General features: G+C 70.4%; 14 protein-coding genes and 1 pseudogene. 10 read left to right on the forward strand and 5 right to left on the reverse strand.

All coding sequences use genetic code 11. The features are described 5' to 3' along the window. Nucleotides 1-36: 36 nt before the first annotated feature. Together ACFRKB_RS22215 and ACFRKB_RS22220 are read right to left on the reverse strand one after the other, a co-directional pair. Complete coding sequence (locus ACFRKB_RS22215) at nucleotides 37-684, reverse strand: DUF3105 domain-containing protein (protein ID WP_383107994.1); 648 nt, start codon at nucleotides 682-684, stop codon at nucleotides 37-39. A gap of 141 nt (nucleotides 685-825) precedes the next feature. After that, nucleotides 826-1,251: a hypothetical protein gene (locus ACFRKB_RS22220; RefSeq protein ID WP_383107995.1), complete on the reverse strand. Its 426-nt coding sequence runs from the start codon at nucleotides 1,249-1,251 to the stop codon at nucleotides 826-828. A gap of 213 nt (nucleotides 1,252-1,464) precedes the next feature. Between ACFRKB_RS22220 and ACFRKB_RS22225 the strand changes: the two genes are divergently transcribed. After that, nucleotides 1,465-1,938: a MarR family winged helix-turn-helix transcriptional regulator gene (locus ACFRKB_RS22225; protein ID WP_383108143.1), complete on the forward strand. Its 474-nt coding sequence runs from the start codon at nucleotides 1,465-1,467 to the stop codon at nucleotides 1,936-1,938. A gap of 242 nt (nucleotides 1,939-2,180) precedes the next feature. Then, nucleotides 2,181-3,542: a glutamine synthetase family protein gene (locus ACFRKB_RS22230; RefSeq protein WP_365970909.1), complete on the forward strand. Its 1,362-nt coding sequence runs from the start codon at nucleotides 2,181-2,183 to the stop codon at nucleotides 3,540-3,542. Nucleotides 3,543-3,621: 79 nt separating this feature from the next. Here ACFRKB_RS22230 and ACFRKB_RS22235 read toward each other — a convergent pair whose 3' ends face one another. Further along, nucleotides 3,622-4,128 carry a pyridoxamine 5'-phosphate oxidase family protein gene (locus ACFRKB_RS22235; protein ID WP_383108144.1) on the reverse strand — a complete coding sequence of 169 codons (507 nt, stop codon included), beginning with the start codon at nucleotides 4,126-4,128 and terminating at the stop codon, nucleotides 3,622-3,624. A 197-nt stretch (nucleotides 4,129-4,325) separates the two neighbouring features. Here ACFRKB_RS22235 and ACFRKB_RS22240 point away from each other — a divergent pair, with 197 nt between their 5' ends. Further along, complete coding sequence (locus ACFRKB_RS22240; RefSeq protein WP_383107997.1) at nucleotides 4,326-7,340, forward strand: bifunctional [glutamine synthetase] adenylyltransferase/[glutamine synthetase]-adenylyl-L-tyrosine phosphorylase; 3,015 nt, start codon at nucleotides 4,326-4,328, stop codon at nucleotides 7,338-7,340. A 65-nt stretch (nucleotides 7,341-7,405) separates the two neighbouring features. Here ACFRKB_RS22240 and ACFRKB_RS22245 read toward each other — a convergent pair whose 3' ends face one another. Both ACFRKB_RS22245 and ACFRKB_RS22250 read right to left on the reverse strand, forming a co-directional pair. Beyond that, nucleotides 7,406-8,314 carry a phosphatase PAP2 family protein gene (locus ACFRKB_RS22245; RefSeq protein ID WP_383107998.1) on the reverse strand — a complete coding sequence of 303 codons (909 nt, stop codon included), beginning with the start codon at nucleotides 8,312-8,314 and terminating at the stop codon, nucleotides 7,406-7,408. A gap of 74 nt (nucleotides 8,315-8,388) precedes the next feature. Next, nucleotides 8,389-9,444, reverse strand: coding sequence for a LacI family DNA-binding transcriptional regulator (locus tag ACFRKB_RS22250; protein ID WP_365970903.1), 1,056 nt, complete (start codon nucleotides 9,442-9,444; stop codon nucleotides 8,389-8,391). A gap of 339 nt (nucleotides 9,445-9,783) precedes the next feature. Here ACFRKB_RS22250 and ACFRKB_RS22255 point away from each other — a divergent pair, with 339 nt between their 5' ends. The 7 genes and pseudogenes from ACFRKB_RS22255 (at nucleotide 9,784) to pulA (ending at nucleotide 22,948) form a co-directional block, all read left to right on the forward strand. Then, the gene (locus tag ACFRKB_RS22255) at nucleotides 9,784-11,058 is read left to right on the forward strand and encodes an extracellular solute-binding protein (RefSeq protein WP_383107999.1); all 1,275 of its coding nucleotides are present in this window, start codon (nucleotides 9,784-9,786) and stop codon (nucleotides 11,056-11,058) included. A gap of 30 nt (nucleotides 11,059-11,088) precedes the next feature. Beyond that, nucleotides 11,089-12,117, forward strand: coding sequence for a carbohydrate ABC transporter permease (locus ACFRKB_RS22260; RefSeq protein ID WP_383108001.1), 1,029 nt, complete (start codon nucleotides 11,089-11,091; stop codon nucleotides 12,115-12,117). Further along, nucleotides 12,111-12,980, forward strand: coding sequence for a sugar ABC transporter permease (locus ACFRKB_RS22265; protein ID WP_383108002.1), 870 nt, complete (start codon nucleotides 12,111-12,113; stop codon nucleotides 12,978-12,980). Before ACFRKB_RS22260 ends, ACFRKB_RS22265 begins: the two co-directional genes overlap by 7 nt. Before the next feature lie 99 nt (nucleotides 12,981-13,079). Then, nucleotides 13,080-14,756 carry a glycoside hydrolase family 13 protein gene (locus tag ACFRKB_RS22270; protein WP_383108003.1) on the forward strand — a complete coding sequence of 559 codons (1,677 nt, stop codon included), beginning with the start codon at nucleotides 13,080-13,082 and terminating at the stop codon, nucleotides 14,754-14,756. Then, a complete protein-coding gene (locus ACFRKB_RS22275) occupies nucleotides 14,741-15,883 on the forward strand; it encodes a LacI family DNA-binding transcriptional regulator (RefSeq protein WP_383108004.1) in 1,143 nt (380 codons plus the stop codon). The genes ACFRKB_RS22270 and ACFRKB_RS22275 overlap by 16 nt, the downstream gene beginning before the upstream one ends. Nucleotides 15,884-16,017: 134 nt before the next feature. Next, nucleotides 16,018-17,397: pseudogene (locus ACFRKB_RS22280) on the forward strand (alpha-amylase); the annotation flags it as partial. Nucleotides 17,398-17,530: 133 nt separating this feature from the next. Beyond that, nucleotides 17,531-22,948, forward strand: coding sequence for a pullulanase-type alpha-1,6-glucosidase (gene pulA / locus ACFRKB_RS22285; protein WP_383108005.1), 5,418 nt, complete (start codon nucleotides 17,531-17,533; stop codon nucleotides 22,946-22,948). Nucleotides 22,949-22,953: the final 5 nt, after the last annotated feature.

The raw sequence follows: 22,953 nt of genomic DNA on the forward strand, positions 1-22,953 counted from the left end.
CGGCGGCGGCCGTCGGCTCGGGCGCGCTCTGCGCCGTCACTGTGCGCCCATTCCGCCCGTGCAGGCGGCGCCCGGCTCAGGCGTCTGCTCGCCCTGCACGTACTTCGTGAAGAACTGGTCCACGCGCGGGTCGGCGGCGCTGTCCACCGTGACCTGCTTGCCCCACGCGCTCAGCATGATGCCGCCCGCCTGGTCCTTCACCGGGCTCATGAACGAGTAGGGGGTCTTCTCCACCTTCTCGCCGAGCGCCTTCACATCGGCGTCGGAGGCCTTGTCGTTGTATGTGACCCAGACCGCGCCGTGCTCCAGTGAGTGCACCGCGTTCACATTCTCGATCGGGTCCTTGTAGACGTCGCCCTGGCAGTTCATCCAGACCTGGTGGTGGTCACCGCCCACGGGCGGGGTCATCGGGTACGAGACCGCCTCGGTGACATGGTTACGGCCGAGCTTCTTGGCGTCCCAGGACTTCTCGTCCTTCACGGGCGCCTTGGCCGCCGCCTGCTCCTGCTCCTTCTTGTCCGACTCCTTGTTGAGGAGATAGGCGCCACCGGCGACGAGGGCGGCCACCACGACGGCGCTCGCCGTGATCGTGATGATGCGGCTGCGCCGCTCACGGGCCCGCTCGACGCGGCGCATCTCCTCTATTCGGGCCTTGCGCTCGGCGGACTGGGACTTGGAAGCCATGGTGTGTGTCCTTCTGCGATAACTGCGGAACGCGGATAACTGCGTGACCACGGAACGTGGTTCGGGATATTCGGGAACCCGGTGCGGAGAAAGGCCCGGCTGCGGACAGGGGTGGGGCCCGGCCACGGGTGTGGGGCCCGGCTACGTCCGCAGTACTTGAAGGACGTGGAGATCCGGCGCGCGGGCGAGCGCTCCGGAGCGGGGCACCTGGCCGGTGGGGTACGGCGGTTCGAGGTGCGAGGGCTGGACATCGCCGGCGAGCGGGGTGGCCGGCGGCGGGACGGTGAGCACGGCCGGGCTCTGACGCGGGAAGAGCCCGCAGTCGCCCTTGTCGTACGGACAGGTGTAACGGGCCTCCGCCGGGGCCTTGGCCCGGAACGCGGGCCCGGCGGCCGGACCGTACGCGGTGCCGCTCGCCGCCGTCACCGGACCGTCCGGGTGGTGGTCCCTCGTCCCGCCCGGGTCAGTGCCCAGACAGAGGAAGAGCGCGGCGAACAGCGTCGCCACGGCACTCAGCAGTGCCGCGGGACGCGAGACGCGTATGTGGCCGGGCCGCGATCCCCCCATGGGCGCAGATCGTAGTGCGTATACCCCCGCCGCAGCAGTGAGGAGCCGGTTCCGGTTCCCCTCCGGCACCCCAGACGGTACGAACCGGACGCGGCCGGGGTACAAAGAGGCATGGCCGAGGATCCGCAGCCGCACCGACAGCCGCACCCGCAGCCGGAGCCGCCCGCGCGGGATCCGCGGGGCCCGGCGGATGCCGACGCGGTGACGCACGCCATGCTGACCGCGTCCCGGCTGCTGGTGAAGGTGTCGGCGCGGTCCCTCGCGGCCGTCGCGGAACGGGTCACCCTGCCGCAGTTCCGGCTGCTCGCGGTCCTCGCCGCCCACGGCGACGCCAAACTGGTCGACATCGCCGAGCGGCTCGGGGTGAATCCGTCGACCGCCATGCGGATGCTCGATCGGCTGATCGTCGCGGGCCTGGCGACCCGGCAGAGCAACCCGTGCAACCGCCGCGAGACGATGCTGCGGCTGACCCCGGAGGGCCGCACGCTCGTCGACCGGGTCACCGCCGTACGCCACCGCGAGATCTCCGCGATCGTCGAGCGGCTCACCCCCGAGCAGCGCACCGCCCTGGTCGGCGCGCTCACCGCGTTCACCGAGGCGGGCGGGGAGCCGGCGGTCCCGGGCGAGGACACCGAGCCGTACCCCCTGGGCTGGTCGGACACCCCCGTCCGGCACACCGGTGGCTGACCGGCGCCGGAGTCGATCTTCCGCACCGATCTCGCGCACAATGGATTGCGGCCGCCTGTTTCATGGGCATCGGACGAACAGGCACTATGGGCGGCAGGCCCGTACACACGCACGACGCGGAGCGTTGGACGGGGGTTCGCAACGCGCCGGAAATCGTGTGGTGGGATGCTCGGGTGCCCCCGGGGTGCCCCGCGGCATGGGAGCAGGTGGCCTGACCAGCAAGGATGGGTAGGACGGCTAATATGGATAAGCAGCAGGAATTCGTGCTCCGTACGCTCGAAGAGCGCGACATCCGCTTCGTACGCCTGTGGTTCACCGACGTGCTCGGCTTCCTGAAGTCGGTCGCCGTCGCGCCCGCCGAGCTGGAGCAGGCCTTCGACGAGGGCATGGGCTTCGACGGGTCGGCGATCGAGGGCTTCGCCCGGGTGTACGAGTCCGACATGATCGCCAAGCCCGACCCGGGCACGTTCCAGATACTGCCCTGGCGCGCGGAGGCCCCCGGCACGGCCCGGATGTTCTGCGACATCCTGATGCCCGACGGCTCGCCGTCCTTCGCGGACCCGCGCTATGTGCTCAAGCGGATGCTCGCGAAGACCTCGGATCTGGGCTTCACCTTCTACACCCACCCCGAGATCGAGTTCTTCCTGCTGAAGAACAAGCCGGTCGACGGCTCACGCCCCACGCCCGCCGACAGCTCCGGCTATTTCGACCACACCCCGCAGAACGTCGGCATGGACTTCCGGCGCCAGGCGATCACGATGCTCGAATCCATGGGCATCTCGGTGGAGTTCAGCCACCACGAGGGCGCCCCGGGCCAGCAGGAGATCGATCTGCGGTACGCGGACGCGCTCTCCACCGCGGACAACATCATGACGTTCCGCCTGGTCATGAAGCAGGTCGCGCTGGAGCAGGGCGTGCAGGCGACCTTCATGCCGAAGCCGTTCTCCGAATACCCGGGCTCGGGCATGCACACCCATCTCTCCCTCTTCGAGGGGGACCGCAACGCCTTCTACGAGTCGGGCGCCGAGTACCAGCTGTCGAAGGTCGGCCGCTCCTTCATCGCCGGGCTGCTCAAGCACGCGGCGGAGATCTCGGCCGTCACCAACCAGTGGGTCAACTCGTACAAGCGCATCTGGGGCGGCTCCAGCCGTACCGCGGGCTCGGGCGGCGAGGCCCCCTCGTACATCTGCTGGGGCCACAACAACCGCTCCGCGCTGATCCGCGTCCCGATGTACAAGCCGGGCAAGACCGGCTCCGCGCGGGTCGAGGTCCGCTCCATCGACTCGGGCGCCAACCCCTATCTGGCGTACGCGGTACTGCTCGCCGCCGGCCTCAAGGGCATCGAGGAGGGCTACGAACTCCCGGCGGGCGCCGACGACGACGTATGGGCCCTCTCGGACGCGGAGCGCCGCGCGATGGGCATCGAGCCGCTGCCGCAGAACCTGGGCGAGGCGATCTCCCTGATGGAGCGCAGCGAGCTGGTCGCGGAGACGCTCGGCGAGCATGTCTTCGACTTCTTCCTGCGCAACAAGAAGCAGGAGTGGGAGGAGTACCGCTCCGAGGTGACGGCCTTCGAGCTGAAGAAGAACCTGCCGGTGCTGTAGGGCGCCGGGTGTGATCCGATCCGGGCCGGCGGGGCTTCGTACCGCCGGCCCGGAGTCCGTTCCCGCGCGACCGCCGCCGTCAGAACCGCCAGCGCGTCTGGCTGTACGGGGCCTTGCCGAAGCCGAAGGCCGTGCGGGGCGCGACCTCGAAGACCAGGGCCACGCCGTGCCCGCCCGCGAACCCGCCGTCCCGCACGTCGAAGTGCCACTCCGCGCCGTATTTCGCCTCCCACAGCGTGGCGAGCGCGGTCAGCCGGGGCTCGTCGGTCACCCGGACCGCCGTGCCCTCGATCACCAGGTCGCAGCCGCCGTGGAGGGCGTTCACGCCGGTCGTGAGCACCACCTCCGGGTTCCGGGCCAGATTCAGGGCCTTCCGCTCGGCCTCGCCGGTGCAGAAGTACAGCGCGCCGTCCGCCCAGACGGCCAGCAGCGGGGTGACATGCGGGCGGCCTTCGGGCCGTACGGTCGACAGCCAGAACAGCTCGGCCTCGGCGAGCAGGCCCTCGGCCTCCGCCCAGGGGGTGGCGACGGCCTGCGGCTCGCCGTAACGGGTGTCCAGTTCGGTGCGGGGTTCCTTGAGCGCCATGGTGCGGTCCTCTCGCGACGCCATGCGTCGGCCGTATCTCCGGGGCTGCGTATATCTCTGCTGTCTCTGCCGTATCTCTGCCGTACATAAGGACCGACGGCACGGCCGGGACTCATCGCTCCTCGGCTTCGACCTGGGACTAGTCTCACTTCTGGAGCTTGGCGGGACGGGATCGTGGTGGACAGGAGACGGTGAATATGGCACTGCCGGGACGCAGGAGCAGTACGTTCACCCGCCTGCTGCGGCACGGCTTCACCGATCCCTCCGCCGCCGAGCGGCTGCTCGACGCCCCCGCGATGTCACTCGTACAGTCCGATCCGATACTCCTCGACGCGCTCGGCGCCACCGCGGACCCCGATCTCGCGCTGCGCGGGCTCGTCAGGCTGGCCGAGGCGCAGCGGCCCGAGGAGCTACGGGTGCTGCTGGACACCCTGGTCGCGGCGAAGCCGCTGCGGGACCGGCTGCTCGGGGTGCTCGGCGCGTCGGAGGCGCTCGGGGACCATCTGGCCAGACATCCCGGGGACTGGCAGGTGCTGGTCACCTACGAGCTGTCCGATCTGCACCCGGGGGTCGAGGAGTTCGAGCACGGACTCGCCGAGGCGACCGACCCGGAATCGCTGCGGGTCGCCTACCGCCGCTGTCTGCTGGCCATAGCCGCCAGGGATGTCTGCGGGACGGCGGACTACGCGCAGACCGCCGCCGAGCTGGCCGATCTGGCGACCGCGACCCTGCGCGCCGCCCTCGCGATCGCGAAGGCGGCCGCGCCCGAGGACGCCGCGCTGTGCCGGCTCGCGGTGATCGCGATGGGCAAGTGCGGCGGCCATGAGCTGAACTACGTCTCGGACGTGGACGTGATCTTCGTCGGCGAGCCGGCCGACGGGGTGGGCGGCGCGGCCGAGGGGATCGACGAGGGCAAGGCCATCCAGGCGGCGACCCGGCTGGCGTCCCATCTGATGCGGATCTGCTCCGAGTCGACCATCGAGGGCTCCATCTGGCCGGTCGACGCCAATCTGCGCCCCGAGGGCCGTAACGGGCCGCTCGTACGGACCCTGAGCAGCCATCGCGCGTACTACCAGCGCTGGGCCAAGACCTGGGAGTTCCAGGCGCTGCTGAAGGCCCGTGCCGTCGCGGGCGATCCGATGCTCGGCGCCCAGTACATCGAGGCGGTGTCCCCGCTGGTGTGGCAGGCCTCCGAGCGTGAGCACTTCGTCTCCGACGTGCAGAAGATGCGCCGTCGCGTCGTCGACAACATCCCCCCGGGGCAGGTGGACCGTGAGCTGAAGCTCGGTCCCGGCGGGCTGCGGGACGTCGAGTTCGCCGTACAGCTCCTCCAGCTGGTCCACGGCCGCAGCGACGCCACGCTGCACAGCGGCTCGACCCTCGAAGCGCTGGCCGCGCTGGCCGCGGGCGGCTATGTGGGCCGGGCGGACGCGGCGAAGCTGGACGAGGCGTACCGCTTTCTGCGCGCCATGGAGCACCGCATCCAGCTCTACCGGCTGCGCCGTACTCATCTGGTGCCCGAGGACGAGGCGGATCTGCGCCGCCTCGGGCGCTCGCTCGGGCTGCGCGGCGATCCCGTCGCCGAGCTGAACCGGACCTGGCGGCGGCACTCCTCGGTCGTACGGCGGCTGCACGAGAAGCTGTTCTACCGGCCGCTGCTGGACGCGGTCGCCCAGCTCGCGCCCGGCGAGATCCGGCTCAGTCCGCGGGCGGCCCGGCAGCGGCTCGAAGCGCTCGGTTACGCGGACCCGGCCGCCGCGCTGCGGCATCTGGAGGCGCTGTCGTCCGGGGTGAGCCGCAAGGCGGCGATCCAGCGGACGCTGCTGCCGGTGCTGCTCGGCTGGTTCGCGGACTCCGCCGACCCCGACGCCGGGCTGCTCGGCTTCCGCAAGGTGTCGGACGCGCTCGGTAAGACGCCCTGGTATCTGCGGCTGCTGCGCGACGAGGGGGCCGCGGCGGAGAATCTCGCGCGGGTGCTCTCGGCCGGCCGGCTCGCCCCCGACCTGCTGCTCCGGGCGCCCGAGGCGGTCGCCATCCTCGGCGACCCGCAGGGGCTCGCGCCGCGCGGCCGTGAGCCGCTGGAGCAGGAGGTCCTGGCGGCGGTCGGGCGCGCGGAGACGGCGGAGGGCGCGGTCGCGGCGGCCCGCGGGATGCGCAGGCGCGAGCTGTTCCGTACGACCGCGGCGGACATCATCGGCTCGTACGGTACGGAGGACAGCCCGGCCGAGGAGGATCCGGGGGAGCTGGTCGACCGGGTCGGCAACGCGCTCACCGATCTGAACGCGGCGACTCTCGCGGGCGCCCTGCGGGCCGTCGTACGCGAGCAGTGGGGCGACACGCTGCCCACCCGCTTCGCGGTCATCGGCATGGGCCGGTTCGGCGGCCATGAGCTGGGTTACGGCTCCGACGCGGATGTGCTCTTCGTCCATGAGCCGCGCGAGGGCGTCAGCGAGCACGAGGCGGCGCGCGCCGCGAACGAGGTGGTCGCCGAGATGCGGCGGCTGCTCCAAGTCCCCAGCTCCGACCCGCCGCTGCTGATCGACGCGGATCTGCGGCCGGAGGGCAAGAGCGGCCCGATGGTCCGTACGCTCGCCTCCTACGCGGCGTACTACCGGCGCTGGTCGCTGGTCTGGGAGAGCCAGGCGCTGCTGCGCGCGGAGCCGATGGCGGGGAACGCCGAACTCGGCCGCCGCTTCATCGAACTGGTCGATCCGCTGCGGTATCCGGCGGAGGGCCTGGGCGAGGACGCGGTACGGGAGATCCGCCGGCTCAAGGCGCGGATGGAGACGGAACGGCTGCCGCGCGGCGCCGATCCGACCCTCCACACCAAACTGGGCCGGGGCGGTCTCTCCGATGTCGAGTGGACGGTCCAGCTGCTCCAGATGCGGCACGGCTGGGCGGAACCGGGTCTGCGCACCACCCGCACCCGGGAGGCCCTGGCGGCGGCCCGCGCGGCGGAACTGATCTCCACGGAGGACGCCCAGATCCTGGACGAGGCGTGGGTGCTGGCGACCCGGGTCCGTAACGGTGTGATGCTGGTCAGGGGCCGGCCGGGCGACACCTTCCCGTCGGACGGGCGCGAACTGGGCGCGATGGGACGCTATCTGGGGTACGGGCCGGGCCGTGTGGGCGCCATGCTGGACGATTACCGGCGTACGACGCGCAGGGCGCGGGCGGTGGTGGAGGAGCTGTTCTACGGGGCGGCGACCTGAGCCCGGGGGTCCGCGTCAGCCCGCCTCGCGTACCGCCTCGTACCCCCGCGTACCGCCTCGTACCGTCAGGCGGTCTGCGGGCGGCGTGGCCGGTCGTCGTCGACATGGCGGGGCAGCCGGTACGGAGGCGAGCCGTACCAGGCGTACGAGACCGCGATGCCGAACGCCAGACAGAGCAAGCCGCCCACCGCGTCCAGCCAGAAGTGGTTCGCGGTGGCGACGATCACCAGCAGTGTTATCGCCGGGTAGAGCAGGCCGAGTATCTTCGCCCAGGGCGCCGAGGCGATCGCGAAGATGGTCAGCCCGCACCAGAGCGACCAGCCGATATGCATCGACGGCATCGCCGCGTACTGGTTCGACATGTGCTTGAGGTCGCCGGAGGCCATCGAGCCCCAGGTCTCGTGGCGCAGCACGGTGTCGATGAAGTGCTGCCCGTTCATCAGCCGCGGCGGCGCGAGGGGGTACAGGTAGTAACCGAGCAGCGCGACCGCCGTGGTGGCGAAGAGCACCAGCCGGGCGGCGGCGTACCGGCCGGGGTGGCGGCGGAAGAGCCAGATCAGCACCCCGATCGTGACGATGAAGTGCAGCGTCGCGTAGTAGTAGTTCATGCCGACGATCAGCCACGTCACCGAATTCATCGCGTGGTTGATGGTCTGCTCGACCGCGATGCCGAGCGTCTTCTCCGCCTCCCAGATCCAGTCCGCGTTCCGCAGGGCCTTGGCCTTCTGCTCCGGGACCGCGTTGCGGATGAGGGAGTACGTCCAGTAACTCACCGCGATCAGCAGGATTTCGAACCAGATGCGCGGACGGCGGGGCGCCCTGAGACGCTGGAGCAGGGTACGGTCGCCGGTCGCCTCGGTGCTCGCGTCCGCCGCCGTGGCCGCGCCCCCGGCCGCCTCCTCTTCAGGGATGGGTGACGGGGTCGCCGTACGGCCGCGCAGGCCTTCCTGTGTCTTCACGGTCGATTCACCCATAGCGTGAGAGTCTGCCAGATTCCCGTTCCCGACCGATCATCCCCTGGACGGGTTCGGGCCGCATTCGCTACACCCTACGGACGACTTCGTGACCCTGATATTCCCTGGGGTCCCGGGACAGGACCCGAGGCGGTCGAACCGCGTACCACCAGCTCCGGCATGAAGACGAACTCGCTGTGCGGGGCGGGCGTACCGCCGATCTCCTCCAGGAGCGTACGGACCGCTGCCTGGCCCATCGAGGGCACCGGCTTGCGGATCGTCGTCAGCGGCGGATCCGTGAAGGCTATGAGGGGCGAGTCGTCGAAACCGACGACCGACAGGTCCCGGGGTACATCGAGACCGAGCCGGCGTGCGGCCCTGATCGCGCCGAGGGCCATCATGTCGCTCGCGCACACCACCGCCGTACAGCCGCGTTCGATCAGCGCGGAGGCCGCCGCCTGGCCGCCCTCCAGAGTGAACAGCGACTGCTGGATCAGTTCGTCCGTCTCCTCGGAGGAGAGCCCCAGCAACTCCTGGACCGTGGCGCTGAAACCCTCGATCTTGCGGAGGACCGGCACGAAGCGCCGGGGGCCGACGGCGAGTCCGATCCGCTGGTGGCCCAGCGAGACGAGATGGGTCACCGCGAGCCGCATGGCCGCCCGGTCGTCGGGCGAGATGAAGGGCGCCTGGACCTTCGGCGAGAAACCGTCCACCAGCACGAACGGCACGCCCTGGGCGCGCAGCTTCTCGTAGCGCCGCATATCGGCGGAGGTGTCGGCGTGCAGCCCGGAGACGAAGATGATGCCGGAGACGTCGCGTTCGACGAGCATCTCCGTCAGCTCGTCCTCGGTGGAGCCGCCGGGGGTCTGGGTCGCCAGCACCGGTGTGTAGCCCTGCCGGGTCAGCGCCTGGCCGATGACCTGCGCCAGGGCCGGGAAGATGGGGTTCTCCAGCTCGGGGGTGATCAGCCCGACCAGCCCGGCGCTGCGCCGGCGCAGCCGTACGGGACGTTCGTAACCGAGGACGTCGAGCGCGGCGAGTACGGACTCGCGGGTGGTCGCGGCAACCCCGGGTTTGCCGTTCAGTACGCGGCTGACCGTCGCTTCGCTGACCCCCGCCTGAGTTGCGATATCGGCAAGCCGTGCGGTCATGTCAGTGGACTGTACCGGGCGTATGTCGGATTGCCCACCGTGCCTGGGGCCGGGCAGGCGCGGCAAGCCCTTGCAAGATCTTGCGAAGCCTTCCCGCCGCCCCGCCGCAGAGGGCCCGTGACCGCGCCGGGACCGGCACTGACCTGCGCCGTCCCTCCCTGCCAGGTCCTGTGGGTTCCCGTCAAGAGGGTGGCCGGCAATCGACAGGACACATGCCGGTAACGATCGCCCCGCCTTGCAGAAATATTCCGCAAGGTCTTTCGGCCATCTTGCAAGGCTGTTACGTTCACGTCCGACCCGGCGCCGCGACGGAGCGGTACGGCAGTTGAAGGAGTTCGGATGCGACGTGGCATAACGGCCACCGCCCTGGCCGCGACCCTGGCCCTCGCGGCGACCGCCTGCGGCAGTGACAGCGACGCAGGCAGCGACAAGAGCTCGGGCGGCGAGCTTTCGGGAACGGTCACCTGGTGGGACACCTCGACCGTGGGCAGCGAGGACAAGGTCTTCAAGCAGCTCGCCGAGGACTTCGAGAAGAAGCACCCGAAGGTCGACGTCACATATGTCAACGTGCCCTTCGGTGACGCCCAGAACAAGTTCAAGAACGCCGCGCAGTCCGGCTCCGGGGCTCCCGACGTGATCCGCTCCGAGGTCGCCTGGACCCCCGAGTTCGCCGATCTCGGCTATCTCGCCCCGCTGGACGGCACCCCGGCGCTGAAGGACGAGAAGGACTTCCTCGCGCAGGCCGCCGCCTCCACGAAGTACAACGGCAAGACCTATGCCGCGCCGCAGGTCATCGACTCCATGGGCATCTTCTACAACAAGAAGATCTTCAAGGACGCGGGCGTCGAAGTCCCCACGACCGTCGCCGAGTTGAAGACCGTATCGAAGACGATCAAGGACAAGACCGGCAAGACCGGTCTCTATCTGCGCGGTGACGACGCCTACTGGTTCCTCTCCTTCCTCTACGGCGAGGGCGGCGACATGGTCGACGCGAAGAACAAGACCGTCACCGTCGACAACCCGGCCGGCGTCAAGGCCATGACCGTCGTCAAGGACCTGGTCGACTCCGGCGCCGCCAAGACCGACGCCACCGACGGCTGGGAGAACATGCAGTCGGCCTTCAAGGACGGCGATGTCGCGATGATCATCAACGGCCCCTGGGCCGTCACCGACACCTACGGCGGCGCGCAGTTCAAGGACAAGGCCAATCTGGGCGTCGCCCCCGTACCGGCCGGCTCCGTCGCGCAGGGCGCCCCGCAGGGCGGCCACAACCTCGCCGTCTACGCGGGCTCCAAGAACCTGGACGCCTCCTACGCGTTCACCGAGTACATGACCTCCGCCGAGAGCCAGGCCAAGGTCGCCAAGGAGCTGAGCCTGCTCCCGACCCGTACGTCCGTCTACTCCCAGCCGGGCGTCGCGGACAACGAGATCGTCGGCTTCTTCAAGCCGGTCGTGGACAAGGCCGTCGAGCGCCCCTGGATCCCGGAGACCGGCAGCCTCTTCGCGCCGCTGGTGACCGAGTACACCAAGGTCCTCACCGGCCAGAGCACCCCCGACAAGGGCGCCAAGGCCACCGGTGACTCCTACCGCAAGCTGCTCAAGGGCTGGAAGTAACAGGTAACGGGAAGGAAGGCGGGCCGGCTGATGGCTGTCCACACCAGCCAGTCGGTGGCGCCGGCCGCGGGCGATGACCTCGCCCGCGGCCGCGGCCGCGGCACTGGCAAGGCACCCGACGGACCCCGGGTGTCGACGAGACTCCGGCGCGGTGTCTCGACCCACTGGTACGCCTGGGCCATGGTCGCCCCGGTGGTGGCCGTGATCGGCGTGATCATCGGATATCCGCTGGTCCGCGGCATCTATCTGTCGCTCACCGACGCCAACGAGCGCAATGTCGAGCGCAGCATCGGTGTCAACCACCTGCCCGCCAGCTACGAGTTCGTCGGCCTCGACAACTACACCGACGCGCTGACGGGCGATCAGTTCCTCGGCACCCTCGGCTGGACCCTGGTGTGGACGGTCTCCTGCGTCAGCCTCACCTTCGCGCTGGGCCTCGGCCTCGCCAATATCCTCAACCGCAGGATCGCCGGCCGCTCCTTCTACCGGATGCTGCTGATCCTGCCCTGGGCCGTCCCCGGCTTCGTCTCCGTCTTCGCCTGGCGCTTCCTCTACAACGAGGACCGCGGCTTCCTCAACAAGCTGCTCGCGGGCGGCGGCATCGACGCCGTGCCCTGGCTCAACGACCCGACCATGGCGAAATTCTCGGTCATCGCCGTGAACATCTGGCTCGGCGTGCCCTTCATGATGGTCGCGCTCCTCGGCGGACTCCAGTCCATCCCGGGGGAGATGTACGAGGCCGCCGAGATGGACGGCGCCAACGCCTGGCAGCGGTTCCGCCACATCACCCTGCCGGGGCTGCGCTCGGTCAGTACGACCGTGATCCTGCTCTCCACCATCTGGACCTTCAACATGTTCCCGGTGATCTTCCTGCTGACCCGCGGCGGACCCGGCGAGGCGACCCAGATCCTGGTCACCCAGGCGTACAAGTTCTCCTTCGAGATCAGCCCCCGCGACTACGCGCAGTCCTCCACCTGGGGCGTCCTGATCCTCGTCCTCCTGATGCTCTTCGCCGCCGTCTACCGGCGCGTCCTCCGTAAGCAGGGAGATACGTGGTGACCGCTGCCGCCCCTGAACCGACCGTCAACGTCCGGCGCCGCGGCGACCGTTCACCGCTGGCCTCGGTCGCGCTGCACGTGACCCTGATCGTCGCGTCCGTGATCGCCGTCTTCCCGGTGCTGTGGGTCTTCCTGACCTCGCTCAAGCCCGCGAGCTACGCCACGACCACGGACTTCTTCAAAGAGACGACGTTCGAGAACTACACCAACCTGCTGCGGGACACCCCGTTCCTCACCTGGTTCGGCAACTCCCTGCTCATCGCGGGACTCACCACCCTGCTCGGGGTGTTCGTCGCCGCCACCACCGGCTACGCCGTCAGCCGCTTCCGCTTCCCCGGCAAACGCGGACTGATGTGGACGCTGCTGGTCACTCAGATGTTCCCGGTCGCCGTCCTGATCGTGCCGATCTACAACATCATGGCGGGCCTCGGGCTGCTCAATCAGTCGGCCGGGCTGGTGATCACCTATCTCACCATCGCCGTACCGTTCTGCGCCTGGATGATGAAGGGCTTCTTCGACACCATTCCCCGGGAGATCGACGAGTCCGGCATGGTGGACGGGATGACCCCGTTCGGCACCTTCCGCCGGCTGATCCTGCCGCTCGCCAGGCCGGGGCTCGCGGTGACCGCGTTCTACTCGTTCATCACCGCCTGGGGCGAAGTCGCCTACGCCTCCGCCTTCATGGTCGGCGACGAGAACCTCACGCTCGCGGGCGGCCTCCAGAAGTTCGTCAACCAGTACGGCGCCCAGTGGGGCCCGATGACCGCCGCGTCCGTCCTCATCGCCATCCCGGCCGCGCTGGTCTTCCTCTTCGCACAGCGCCATCTCGTCACCGGCATGTCAGCCGGTGCCGTCAAGGGCTGAACGGCCTTGCCCTTACCACCGAGTCCGTACGACGACGGCGGCGCGCAGGACCCACCAGGCCGCGCGCCGCTCCCACCCCCCAGACACCACAGGGACGACATGACCCAGCACCTCGCTGCCCCTCTGACCGGCACGTCCGACGACGCCCCGGGCCACCGCCACGGCTGGTGGCGGGACGCGGTGATCTACCAGGTCTATCCACGCAGTTTCGCCGACGGCAACGGCGACGGAATGGGCGATCTCGACGGGGTGCGCCGCCGGCTGCCGTACCTCAGGGACCTGGGCGTCGACGCCGTCTGGCTCAGCCCCTTCTACGCCTCCCCCCAGGCCGACGCGGGCTACGACGTCGCCGACTACCGGGCCATCGACCCGATGTTCGGCACCCTGCTGGACGCCGACGCGCTGATCCGCGACGCCCACGAGCTGAATCTGCGCGTCATCGTCGATCTCGTCCCCAACCACTCCTCCGACGCGCACGAGTGGTTCAAGCGCGCCCTGCGCGAGGGCCCCGGCTCCCCGCTGCGCGAGCGCTACCACTTCCGTCCCGGAAAGGGCGCGGACGGCGAACTCCCGCCCAACGACTGGGAGTCCATCTTCGGCGGCCCCGCCTGGACCAGGACCACCGACCCGGACGGCACCCCCGGCGACTGGTATCTGCATCTCTTCGCACCCGAGCAGCCCGACTTCAACTGGGACCACCCGGCCGTCGCCGACGAGTTCCGCTCGATCCTGCGCTTCTGGCTGGACATGGGCGTCGACGGCTTCCGCGTCGATGTCGCCCACGGCCTGGTGAAGGCGGCGGGCCTGCCCGACATCGGCGGCGCCGGCCAGCTCAGGCTGCTCGGCAACGACGCCATGCCGTTCTTCGACCAGGACGGTGTGCACGAGATCTACCGGCAGTGGCGCAGGATCCTCGACGAGTACCCCGGCGACCGGATCGCCGTCGCCGAGGCGTGGACGCCGACCGTCGAGCGCACCGCGAACTACGTACGCCCCGACGAGCTGCACCAGGCGTTCAACTTCCAGTATCTGGGCACCTCATGGGTGGGCTCCGAGCTGCGCGAGGTCATCGATGTCTCGCTCGCCGCGATGCGCCCCGTCGGCGCCCCCGCCACCTGGGTGCTCTCCAACCACGATGTCACCCGGCACGCCACCCGCTTCGCGAGCCCGCCCGGCGGCGGCACCCAGACCCGCGAGGCCGGCGACCGTACGCTCGGACTGCGCCGGGCGCGCGCGGCGACGCTGCTGATGCTGGCCCTGCCCGGCTCCGCCTATGTCTACCAGGGCGAGGAACTCGGGCTGCCCGATGTCACCGACCTGCCCGACGAGGCCAGGCAGGACCCGTCGTACTTCCGCGCGGACGGCCAGGACGGCTTCCGCGACGGCTGCCGCGTGCCCATCCCCTGGACGCGCGAGGGCAGTTCGTACGGCTTCGGCGGCGGGGGCAGCTGGCTGCCGCAGCCGGAGGGCTGGGGCGCGCTCAGCGTCGAGGCGCAGACCGGCGACCCCGGCTCCACCCTGGAGCTGTACCGGGCGGCGCTGGCCGCGCGCAAGGAGCACCCGGGGCTGGGCGCGGGCGACACGGTGGAGTGGCTGGACGCGCCCGAGGGCGTGCTGGCCTTCGCCAGGCCCGGCTTCGTCTGCACGGTCAACACGACCGGCACGGCGGTACGGATCCCCGCACACGGCCGGCTGCTGGTGGCCAGCGGCCCGGTGACCGTGGACGGTACCGGGGCCGAACTGCCCGCCGACACCACGGTGTGGTGGACGGTGTGAACGACCTCCTGCCGCCGGGCGGCGACGGACGTCTCACCGCCGGTACGCCGAGGCTCGCTGACATAGCGGGCCGGGCGTCGGTGAGCGAGGCGACCGTCAGCCGGGTCCTGAACGGCAGGCCGGGCGTCGCGGACACGACGCGTCAGCGGGTGCTCGCGGCGCTCGACACCCTCGGGCACGAGAGGGGCGAGCGGGGCGAGCGCGACGGGCGGGAGTTACGGGACCCACGGCAGGAGCGCTCCGCACGCGGCCCGAAGCACCGCGGCGCCGGGCTGATCGGGCTGGTGACCCCCGAACTCACCAACCCGGTCTTCCCGGCCTTCGCCCAGGCCGTCGAACAGGTCCTGGCCGGGCACGGCCACACCCCGGTGCTCTGCACCCAGCTGCCCGGCGGCGCCACCGAGGACGAGCTGGTCGAACAGCTCGTGGAGCGGGGCGTCGGCGGCATCGTCTTCCTCTCCGGGCTGCACGCCGACACCTCGGCCGACCCGGCGCGCTACGCCGCGCTCGCCGCGCGCGGTGTGCCGTACGTACTGATCAACGGCTACAACGAGCGTGTCAGCGCGCCCTTCGTCTCGGCGGACGACCACGCGGCCGTACGGATGGCCGTCGGCCACCTCGCCGAGCTGGGACACCGCAGGATCGGGCTCGCGACCGGACCGCAGCGGTACGTACCGTCCCGGCGCAAGCGCGAGGGCTTCCTCGACGCGTCCGTCGGGCTGCTGGGACTGGCCTGGGGCGAGGCCGAGGAGCTGGTGTGCTCCACGCTGTTCGGCGTCGAGGGCGGGCAGGTCGCGGCGGACGCGCTGCTCGGGCTCGGCTGCACCGGCATCGTCTGCGCCAGCGATCTGATGGCGCTCGGTGTGGTGCGGGCGGCCAGGGAGCGCGGGCTCGGAGTGCCGTACGACATCTCGGTCGTGGGGTACGACGACTCGCAGCTGATCGCCTTCACCGACCCTCCGCTGACCACGGTCAGACAGCCGGTGCGGGCGATGGCCGCGGCGGCCGTCGCCGCGCTGCTGGAGGAGATGGCGGGCAGCCCCATGCAGCGCACCGAGTATGTCTTCCAGCCCGAGCTGGTGGTACGCGGCTCCACCGCGGGAGCGCGCGTGCCCCGGTACCACTGACCCTTTCCGCACCACTGATGCACAGAGCCGCACCACCGCACCACTCATGCACAGAGCCGCACCACCGCACCACCGCAGAGAGCCGCATCACCGTCACCCGCACCTCCCCCCACCAGTGTTGTTGGAGGAACCGAATGGCTCGCAGAACTCTGGCCGCCTCGCTCGCCCTCGTGGCGGGCGCCGCAGCCGCGCTCACGGTCCCCGCCGGGTCCGCCCAGGCGGCGCCGCCCGGTGGCAAGGACGTCACCGCCGTACTCTTCGAGTGGCGCTTCGACTCCATAGCCAAGGCGTGCACGAGCACCCTCGGCCCGGCCGGCTACGGCTACGTACAGGTCTCGCCGCCCCAGGAGCACATCCAGGGCGGCCAGTGGTGGACCTCGTACCAGCCCGTCAGCTACAAGATCGCCGGGCGGCTCGGTGACCGCGCCGCCTTCTCGAACATGGTGAACACCTGCCACGCGGCCGGCGTCAAGGTCGTCGTCGACTCCGTCATCAACCACATGGCGGCCGGAGACGGCACCGGCACCGGCGGCTCCTCGTACACCAAGTACAACTACCCCGGCATCTACTCGGGCGCCGACATGGACGACTGCCGGGCGCAGATCAGCAACTACGGCGACCGCGGCAACGTACAGAACTGCGAGCTGGTCGGGCTCGCCGATCTGGACACCGGCGAGGAGTACGTACGCGGCCGGATCGCGGCGTACCTCAACGACCTGCTCTCGCTCGGCGTCGACGGCTTCCGGATCGACGCGGCCAAGCACATGCCGGCCGGTGATCTCGCCAACATCAAGAGCAGGCTGAGCAATCCGGGCGTGTACTGGAAGCAGGAGGTCATCTACGGCGCGGGCGAGGCCGTCTCGCCGACCGAGTACCTCGGCAACGGTGACGTCCAGGAGTTCCGGTACGCCCGCGACCTCAAGCGGGTCTTCAACAACGAGAACCTGGCCTATCTGAAGAACTACGGCGAGGGCTGGGCCTACATGGAGTCCGGCAAGTCCGGCGTCTTCGTCGACAACCACGACACCGAGCGCGGCGGCGACACCCTCAGCTACAAGGACGGCGCGAACTACACGCTCGCCAATGTCTTCATGCTGGCCTGGCCGTACGGCGCGCCCGATGTGCACTCCGGTTACGAGTGGAGCGACAAGGACGCCGGTCCGCCCAACGGCGGCACGGTCAACGCCTGCTACAGCGACGGCTGGAAGTGCCAGCACGCCTGGCGCGAGATCTCGTCGATGGTCGCCTTCCGCAACGCCACGCGCGGCCAGGCCGTCACCAACTGGTGGGACAACGGCGGCGACCAGATCGCCTTCGGCCGGGGCTCGGCGGGCTATGTGGCCATCAACCACGAGGGCTCCTCGCTCACCCGTACCTTCCAGACATCGCTGCCGGGCGGCACGTACTGCGATGTGCAGAACGGCAGGACGGTGACGGTGAACGGCTCCGGACAGTTCACGGCGACGCTCGGCTCGAACACGGCGGTCGCGCTGCACACCGGCGCCCGCAGCTGCTGACGCACCCGAAACGGCCGTCCGGCGCTGCCTCCCCGCCGCCGGACGGCCCCTTCCCGTACCCGCGTTCCTCCATGCCCGCATCCGCTGAGATGCCCGCATCCCCTGATCCCGCACATCCGAGGAGATCCGCGTGAAACGCCCGCCCCTGCGAAGAGCGGCGACCGCCGTCCTCGCCGCCGCCCTGTGCGCGGCGCTGGTCCCCGCCCTGCCCGCCGCCGCGTCGGCCGGTGAGCGGCCCGCCGTGTCCGCGCCGCCCGCGCCGCCGTCGGACGCCCGGCTCGCCGCCGAGCCCGCGCGCCACGATCTGACCCGTGAGCAGTTCTACTTCGTCCTGCCCGACCGGTTCGCCAACGGCGACAGGACCAACGACCGGGGCGGGCTGACCGGTTCGCGGACCTCCACCGGCTACGACCCCACCGACAAGGGCTTCTACCAGGGCGGCGACCTCAAGGGCCTCACCGACAGGCTCGACTACATCAAGGGGCTCGGCACCACCGCGATCTGGCTCGCGCCGATCTTCAAGAACAAGCCCGTGCAGGGCGAGGGGAAGGACGCCTCGGCCGGCTACCACGGCTACTGGATCACGGACTTCACCCAGGTCGACCCGCACTTCGGCACCAACGCCGACCTGACGAAGCTGATCGCCAAGGCCCATGACAAGGGCATGAAGGTCTTCTTCGACGTCATCACCAACCACACCGCCGACACCGTCGACTACGCGGAGAAGGAGTACGGCTACCGGCCCAAGGGCGCCTATCCGTATCTCGACAAGGACGGCCGCCCCTTCGACGACCGCGGCGGCGACGGCGACCGCGGCGACGGCGCGCGTACCGACTTCTCGAAGGCCGACGCGGACTCCTTCCCGTACACCCCCGTCGTGCGCACGGGCGAGACGAAGGTCCCCGCCTGGCTCAACGACCCGATGATGTACCACAACCGGGGCGACTCGACCTTCGCGGGCGAGAGCGGTGAGTACGGCGACTTCGCCGGGCTGGACGACCTGTGGACCGAGCGCCCCGAGGTCGTCTCCGGGATGGAGAAGATCTACGAGAAGTGGGTCCGCGACTTCGACATCGACGGCTTCCGTATCGACACCGTCAAACATGTCGACATGGACTTCTGGACCCAGTGGGCCACGGCGCTCGACGCGTACGCGGCCAAGCGCGGCCGGGACGACTTCTTCATGTTCGGCGAGGTCTACTCGTCGGACACCGCCGTCACCTCGCCGTATGTGACCCGGGGCCGGCTGGACGCCACGCTCGACTTCCCCTTCCAGGACGCGGCGCGCGCCTATGCCTCGCAGGGCGCGCCGGCCGAGCGGCTCGCGAAGGTCTTCGCCGACGACTACCGCTACACCACCGACAAGGCCAACGCCTATGAGCAGGTGACCTTCCTCGGCAACCACGACATGGGCCGGATCGGCACCTTCCTCGCCCAGGACAACCCGGGGGCCGGCGACGCCGAGCTGGTGGCGCGGGCCCGGCTCGCCAACGAGCTGATGTTCCTGTCCCGGGGCAACCCGGTGATCTACTACGGCGACGAGCAGGGCTTCACGGGCGCGGGCGGCGACAAGGACGCCCGTCAGACCCTCTTCGCCTCCCGGACCGCCGACTATCTGGACGACGACCAGCTGGGCACGGACCGTACCCACGCCTCGGACGCCTATGACCCGGCGCACCCGCTGTACCGGTCGATCGCCGCGCTCTCGAAGCTCACCAAGGCCCACCCGGCGCTGCGGGACGGAGTCCAGACGGAGCGGTACGCGAAGGATTCCGTCTACGCCTACTCCCGCACCGATTCCCGCACCGATTCCCGTACCGACGCCAAGGCGCGCACCGAGTACGTCGTCGCCGTGAACAACGCCGCCGATGCCAAGACCGTCGAGATCCCGGTCGGCTCGGCCGCGGGCACCGACTTCCGTACGCTGTACGGCGGTTCGGGCGAGGAGGCGGGTACGGTGCGCGCCGGGGCCGGCGGCACCGTCAAGGTGACCGTACCCGCGCTCTCCTCGCTGGTGCTGAAGGCGGCGAAGCCCCTGGCCGCCCCCGCCGCCAAGCCCGCGATCACCCTGAAGGCCCCGGCGCCCGGCGCCACCGGCACCGTCGAACTGGCCGCCGAGGTCACCGGCGGACAGCTCAACCGCGTCGTCTTCGCCGCCCAGACCGGTAACGGTAAGTGGCGGACCCTCGGCACCGCGGACCACGCCCCGTACCGGGTCACCGACCACGTGACCACCGCCGCCGGAACTCCCCTGCGCTACAAGGCCGTTGTGGTCGACAGCGCGGGCCGCACCGCGAGCGCCACCGCCGACTCGACGGCCGGACAGACGCCCGCCCCCGAGAAGCCGGGCGCGGTCGAGCGGGAGTACGCCGTCGTCCACTACCAGCGGCCCGACGGCGACTACGAGGGCTGGCAGCTGAGGTCCGGCTCCACGACCGCCGCGTTCACCGGCCGGGACGCCTACGGCGCCTTCGCCTGGATCAAGGTCCCCGAGGGCGCGGCCGGCCTCCCGTACACCGTGGAGAAGCCCGGCGCCCCGGACGAGGGCCCGCAGCGCACCGTCGATCTCGCGCGCACCGGCGAGGTGTGGATCAGCCAGGGCGCGGACGGCCAGTCCGAGAAGGCTCCGGACGGCGCCCATCCGCCGCAGGACACCACGAAGGCGACCATCCACTACCGCCGCGCGGACGGCGACTACGACGGCTGGGGGCTGCACACCTGGTCGGGCGCGGCCTCGCCCACCGACTGGTCGAAGCCGCTCCAGCCGGTACGGGAGGACGCGTACGGCGTGACCTTCGAGGTTCCGCTCGCGGCCGGTGCCGCCTCGCTCAGCTACATCCTCCACAAGGGCGACGAGAAGGACCTCCCCACCGACCAGTCCCTGGACCTCGCGACCTACGGCAACGAGGTGTGGCTGCTCGCCGGGCAGCCGAAGTACCTGCTGCCGCAGTCCGGTTCGTCCCCGAGCCTCGACCTCACCAAGGCCGAGGCCCAGTGGATCGACACCGACACCGTCGTCTGGAAGGTGAAGGCGACCGCCGCGACCAGCCAGCAGCTGGTGTACGCGCGCGACGGCGGCATCACCGTCGAGGACGGCGCGCTCTCCGACGAGGGGCAGTGGCTGCGGCTCTCGCCGTCCGCCCTCACCGACGCGCAGAAGGCCGCGTACCCGCACCTCAAGGACTATCCGGCCTTCAGCGTGGACGTACGCGACCGGGACAGGATCCGTGAGTCGCTGTCCGGGCAGCTGATCGCCACCCAGCGGGCCGCCAACGGCGCGCTGCTCGCGGCCACCGGCGTCCAGACGCCGGGCATCCTCGACGACCTCTACAGCGCGCGGGCGGTCAAGGCGTCGCTCGGGCCGGTCTTCACCGGCGGGCGCCCCGTCCTCTCCCTCTGGGCACCGACCGCGCAGCGGGTCGCGCTCGAACTCGACGGCCGTACGGTCCCGATGAAGCGCGACGCGGCCTCCGGCGTCTGGTCGGTGACCGGCGAGCGGAGCTGGGCGGGCAGACCGTACCGGTACGCCGTGACGGTCTGGGCGCCGAGCGTCCAGAAGGTCGTCACCAACAAGGTCACCGATCCCTACTCGACCGCGCTCACCACGGACTCGGCCCGCAGCCTCGTGGTGGACCTGGCCGATCCGAAGCTGGCCCCCCGGGGCTGGTCCACGCTGAAGAAGCCCGCCGCCGTCCCGCTGCGCGACGCGCAGATCCAGGAGCTGCACATCCGCGACTTCTCGGTCGCGGACCGCACCTCGGACCACCCGGGCCGGTATCTGGCCTTCACGGACCGCGACTCCGACGGGATGAAACATCTGGCGCGGCTGGCGGATTCGGGCACGTCCTACGTGCATCTGCTGCCGGCCTTCGACATCGGCACGATCCCGGAGCGCGCCTCCGAACAGGTCACCCCTGGCTGTGACTTGAAGGTGTACGCGCCCGACTCGGCCGAACAGCAGGCGTGCGTGGCGCGGACCGCCGCGAAGGACGCGTACAACTGGGGCTACGACCCGCTGCACTACACCGTGCCCGAGGGCTCGTACGCCTCGGACCCGGAGGGGACCCGGCGTACGGTCGAGTTCCGGCAGATGGTGCAGTCGCTGAACGGCACCGGGCTGCGCACGGTCATGGACGTCGTCTACAACCACACCGTCGCGAGCGGACAGGCGGACAAGTCCGTCCTCGACAAGATCGTGCCCGGCTACTACCAGCGGCTGCTGGCGGACGGCTCCGTCGCCACCTCCACCTGCTGCGCCAACACGGCGCCCGAGAACGCCATGATGGGCAAGCTCGTCGTGGACTCGGTCGTCACCTGGGCCCGCGAGTACAAGGTCGACGGCTTCCGCTTCGATCTGATGGGCCACCACCCGAAGGCCAATATCCTCGCCGTACGGAAGGCGCTGGACGCGCTGACCGTGGCGAAGGACGGAGTCGACGGCAAGAAGATCATCCTCTACGGCGAGGGATGGAACTTCGGCGAGATCGCCGACGACGCCCGCTTCGTCCAGGCCACCCAGAAGAACATGGCCGGGACCGGAATCGCGACCTTCTCCGACCGGGCCCGTGACGCGGTGCGCGGCGGCGGACCCTTCGACGAGGACCCGGGCGTCCAGGGCTTCGCCTCCGGTCTCTACACCGACCCCAACTCCTCCACCGCGAACGGCACGCCCGCCGAGCAGAAGGCCCGGCTGCTGCACTACCAGGACCTGATCAAGGTGGGGCTGACCGGCAACCTCGCGGACTACACGTTCACCGACACCTCCGGCCGTACGGTCCGCGGCTCCGAGGTCGACTACAACGGCGCACCGGCCGGCTACGCGGCCGTCCCCGGCGACGCGCTGGCCTACGCCGACGCCCACGACAACGAATCCCTCTACGACACGCTCGCCTTCAAGCTGCCGCCGTCGGTGACGGCCGCCGACCGGGCGAGGGCGCAGGTCCTCGCGATGGCGACCGCCACGCTTTCTCAGGGCCCGGCCCTCTCCCAGGCGGGCACGGACCTGCTTCGGTCCAAGTCGCTGGACCGCAATTCGTACGACAGCGGGGACTGGTTCAACGCGATCCACTGGGACTGCCGCGACGGCAACGGCTTCGGCCGGGGGCTGCCGCCGGCCGCCGACAACGAGGACAAGTGGCCCTATGCCAAGCCCTTGCTGACGGCTCCGACGCTCACGCCCGGCTGCGCGCAGATCGACGGCACCTCGGCCGCGTACCAGGACCTGCTGCGGATCCGCGCCACGGAGCCGGCGTTCAGCCTCACCACCACGGACGCGGTCCGGTCCGCGCTGACCTTCCCGCTCTCCGGGCCCGGTGAGACGCCGGGCGTCATCACCATGCGGCTCGGTGATCTGGTCGTGGTCTTCAACGCGACCCCGGCGGCCCGGGACCAGCGGGTGACGGAGCTGGCCGGGCGGCCGTACGCGCTGCACCGGATCCAGGCCGGGGGAGCGGACCGTACGGTCAAGGAGTCCCGCTACGAACGGAGTTCGGGGACGTTCACCGTGCCCGCGCGGACGGTGGCGGTCTTCGCGGCGCAGGGGGCGTGAGCGCC

The sequence above is a fragment of the Streptomyces scopuliridis genome, assembly GCF_042790125.1.
GTDB lineage: Bacteria > Actinomycetota > Actinomycetes > Streptomycetales > Streptomycetaceae > Streptomyces > Streptomyces scopuliridis_A.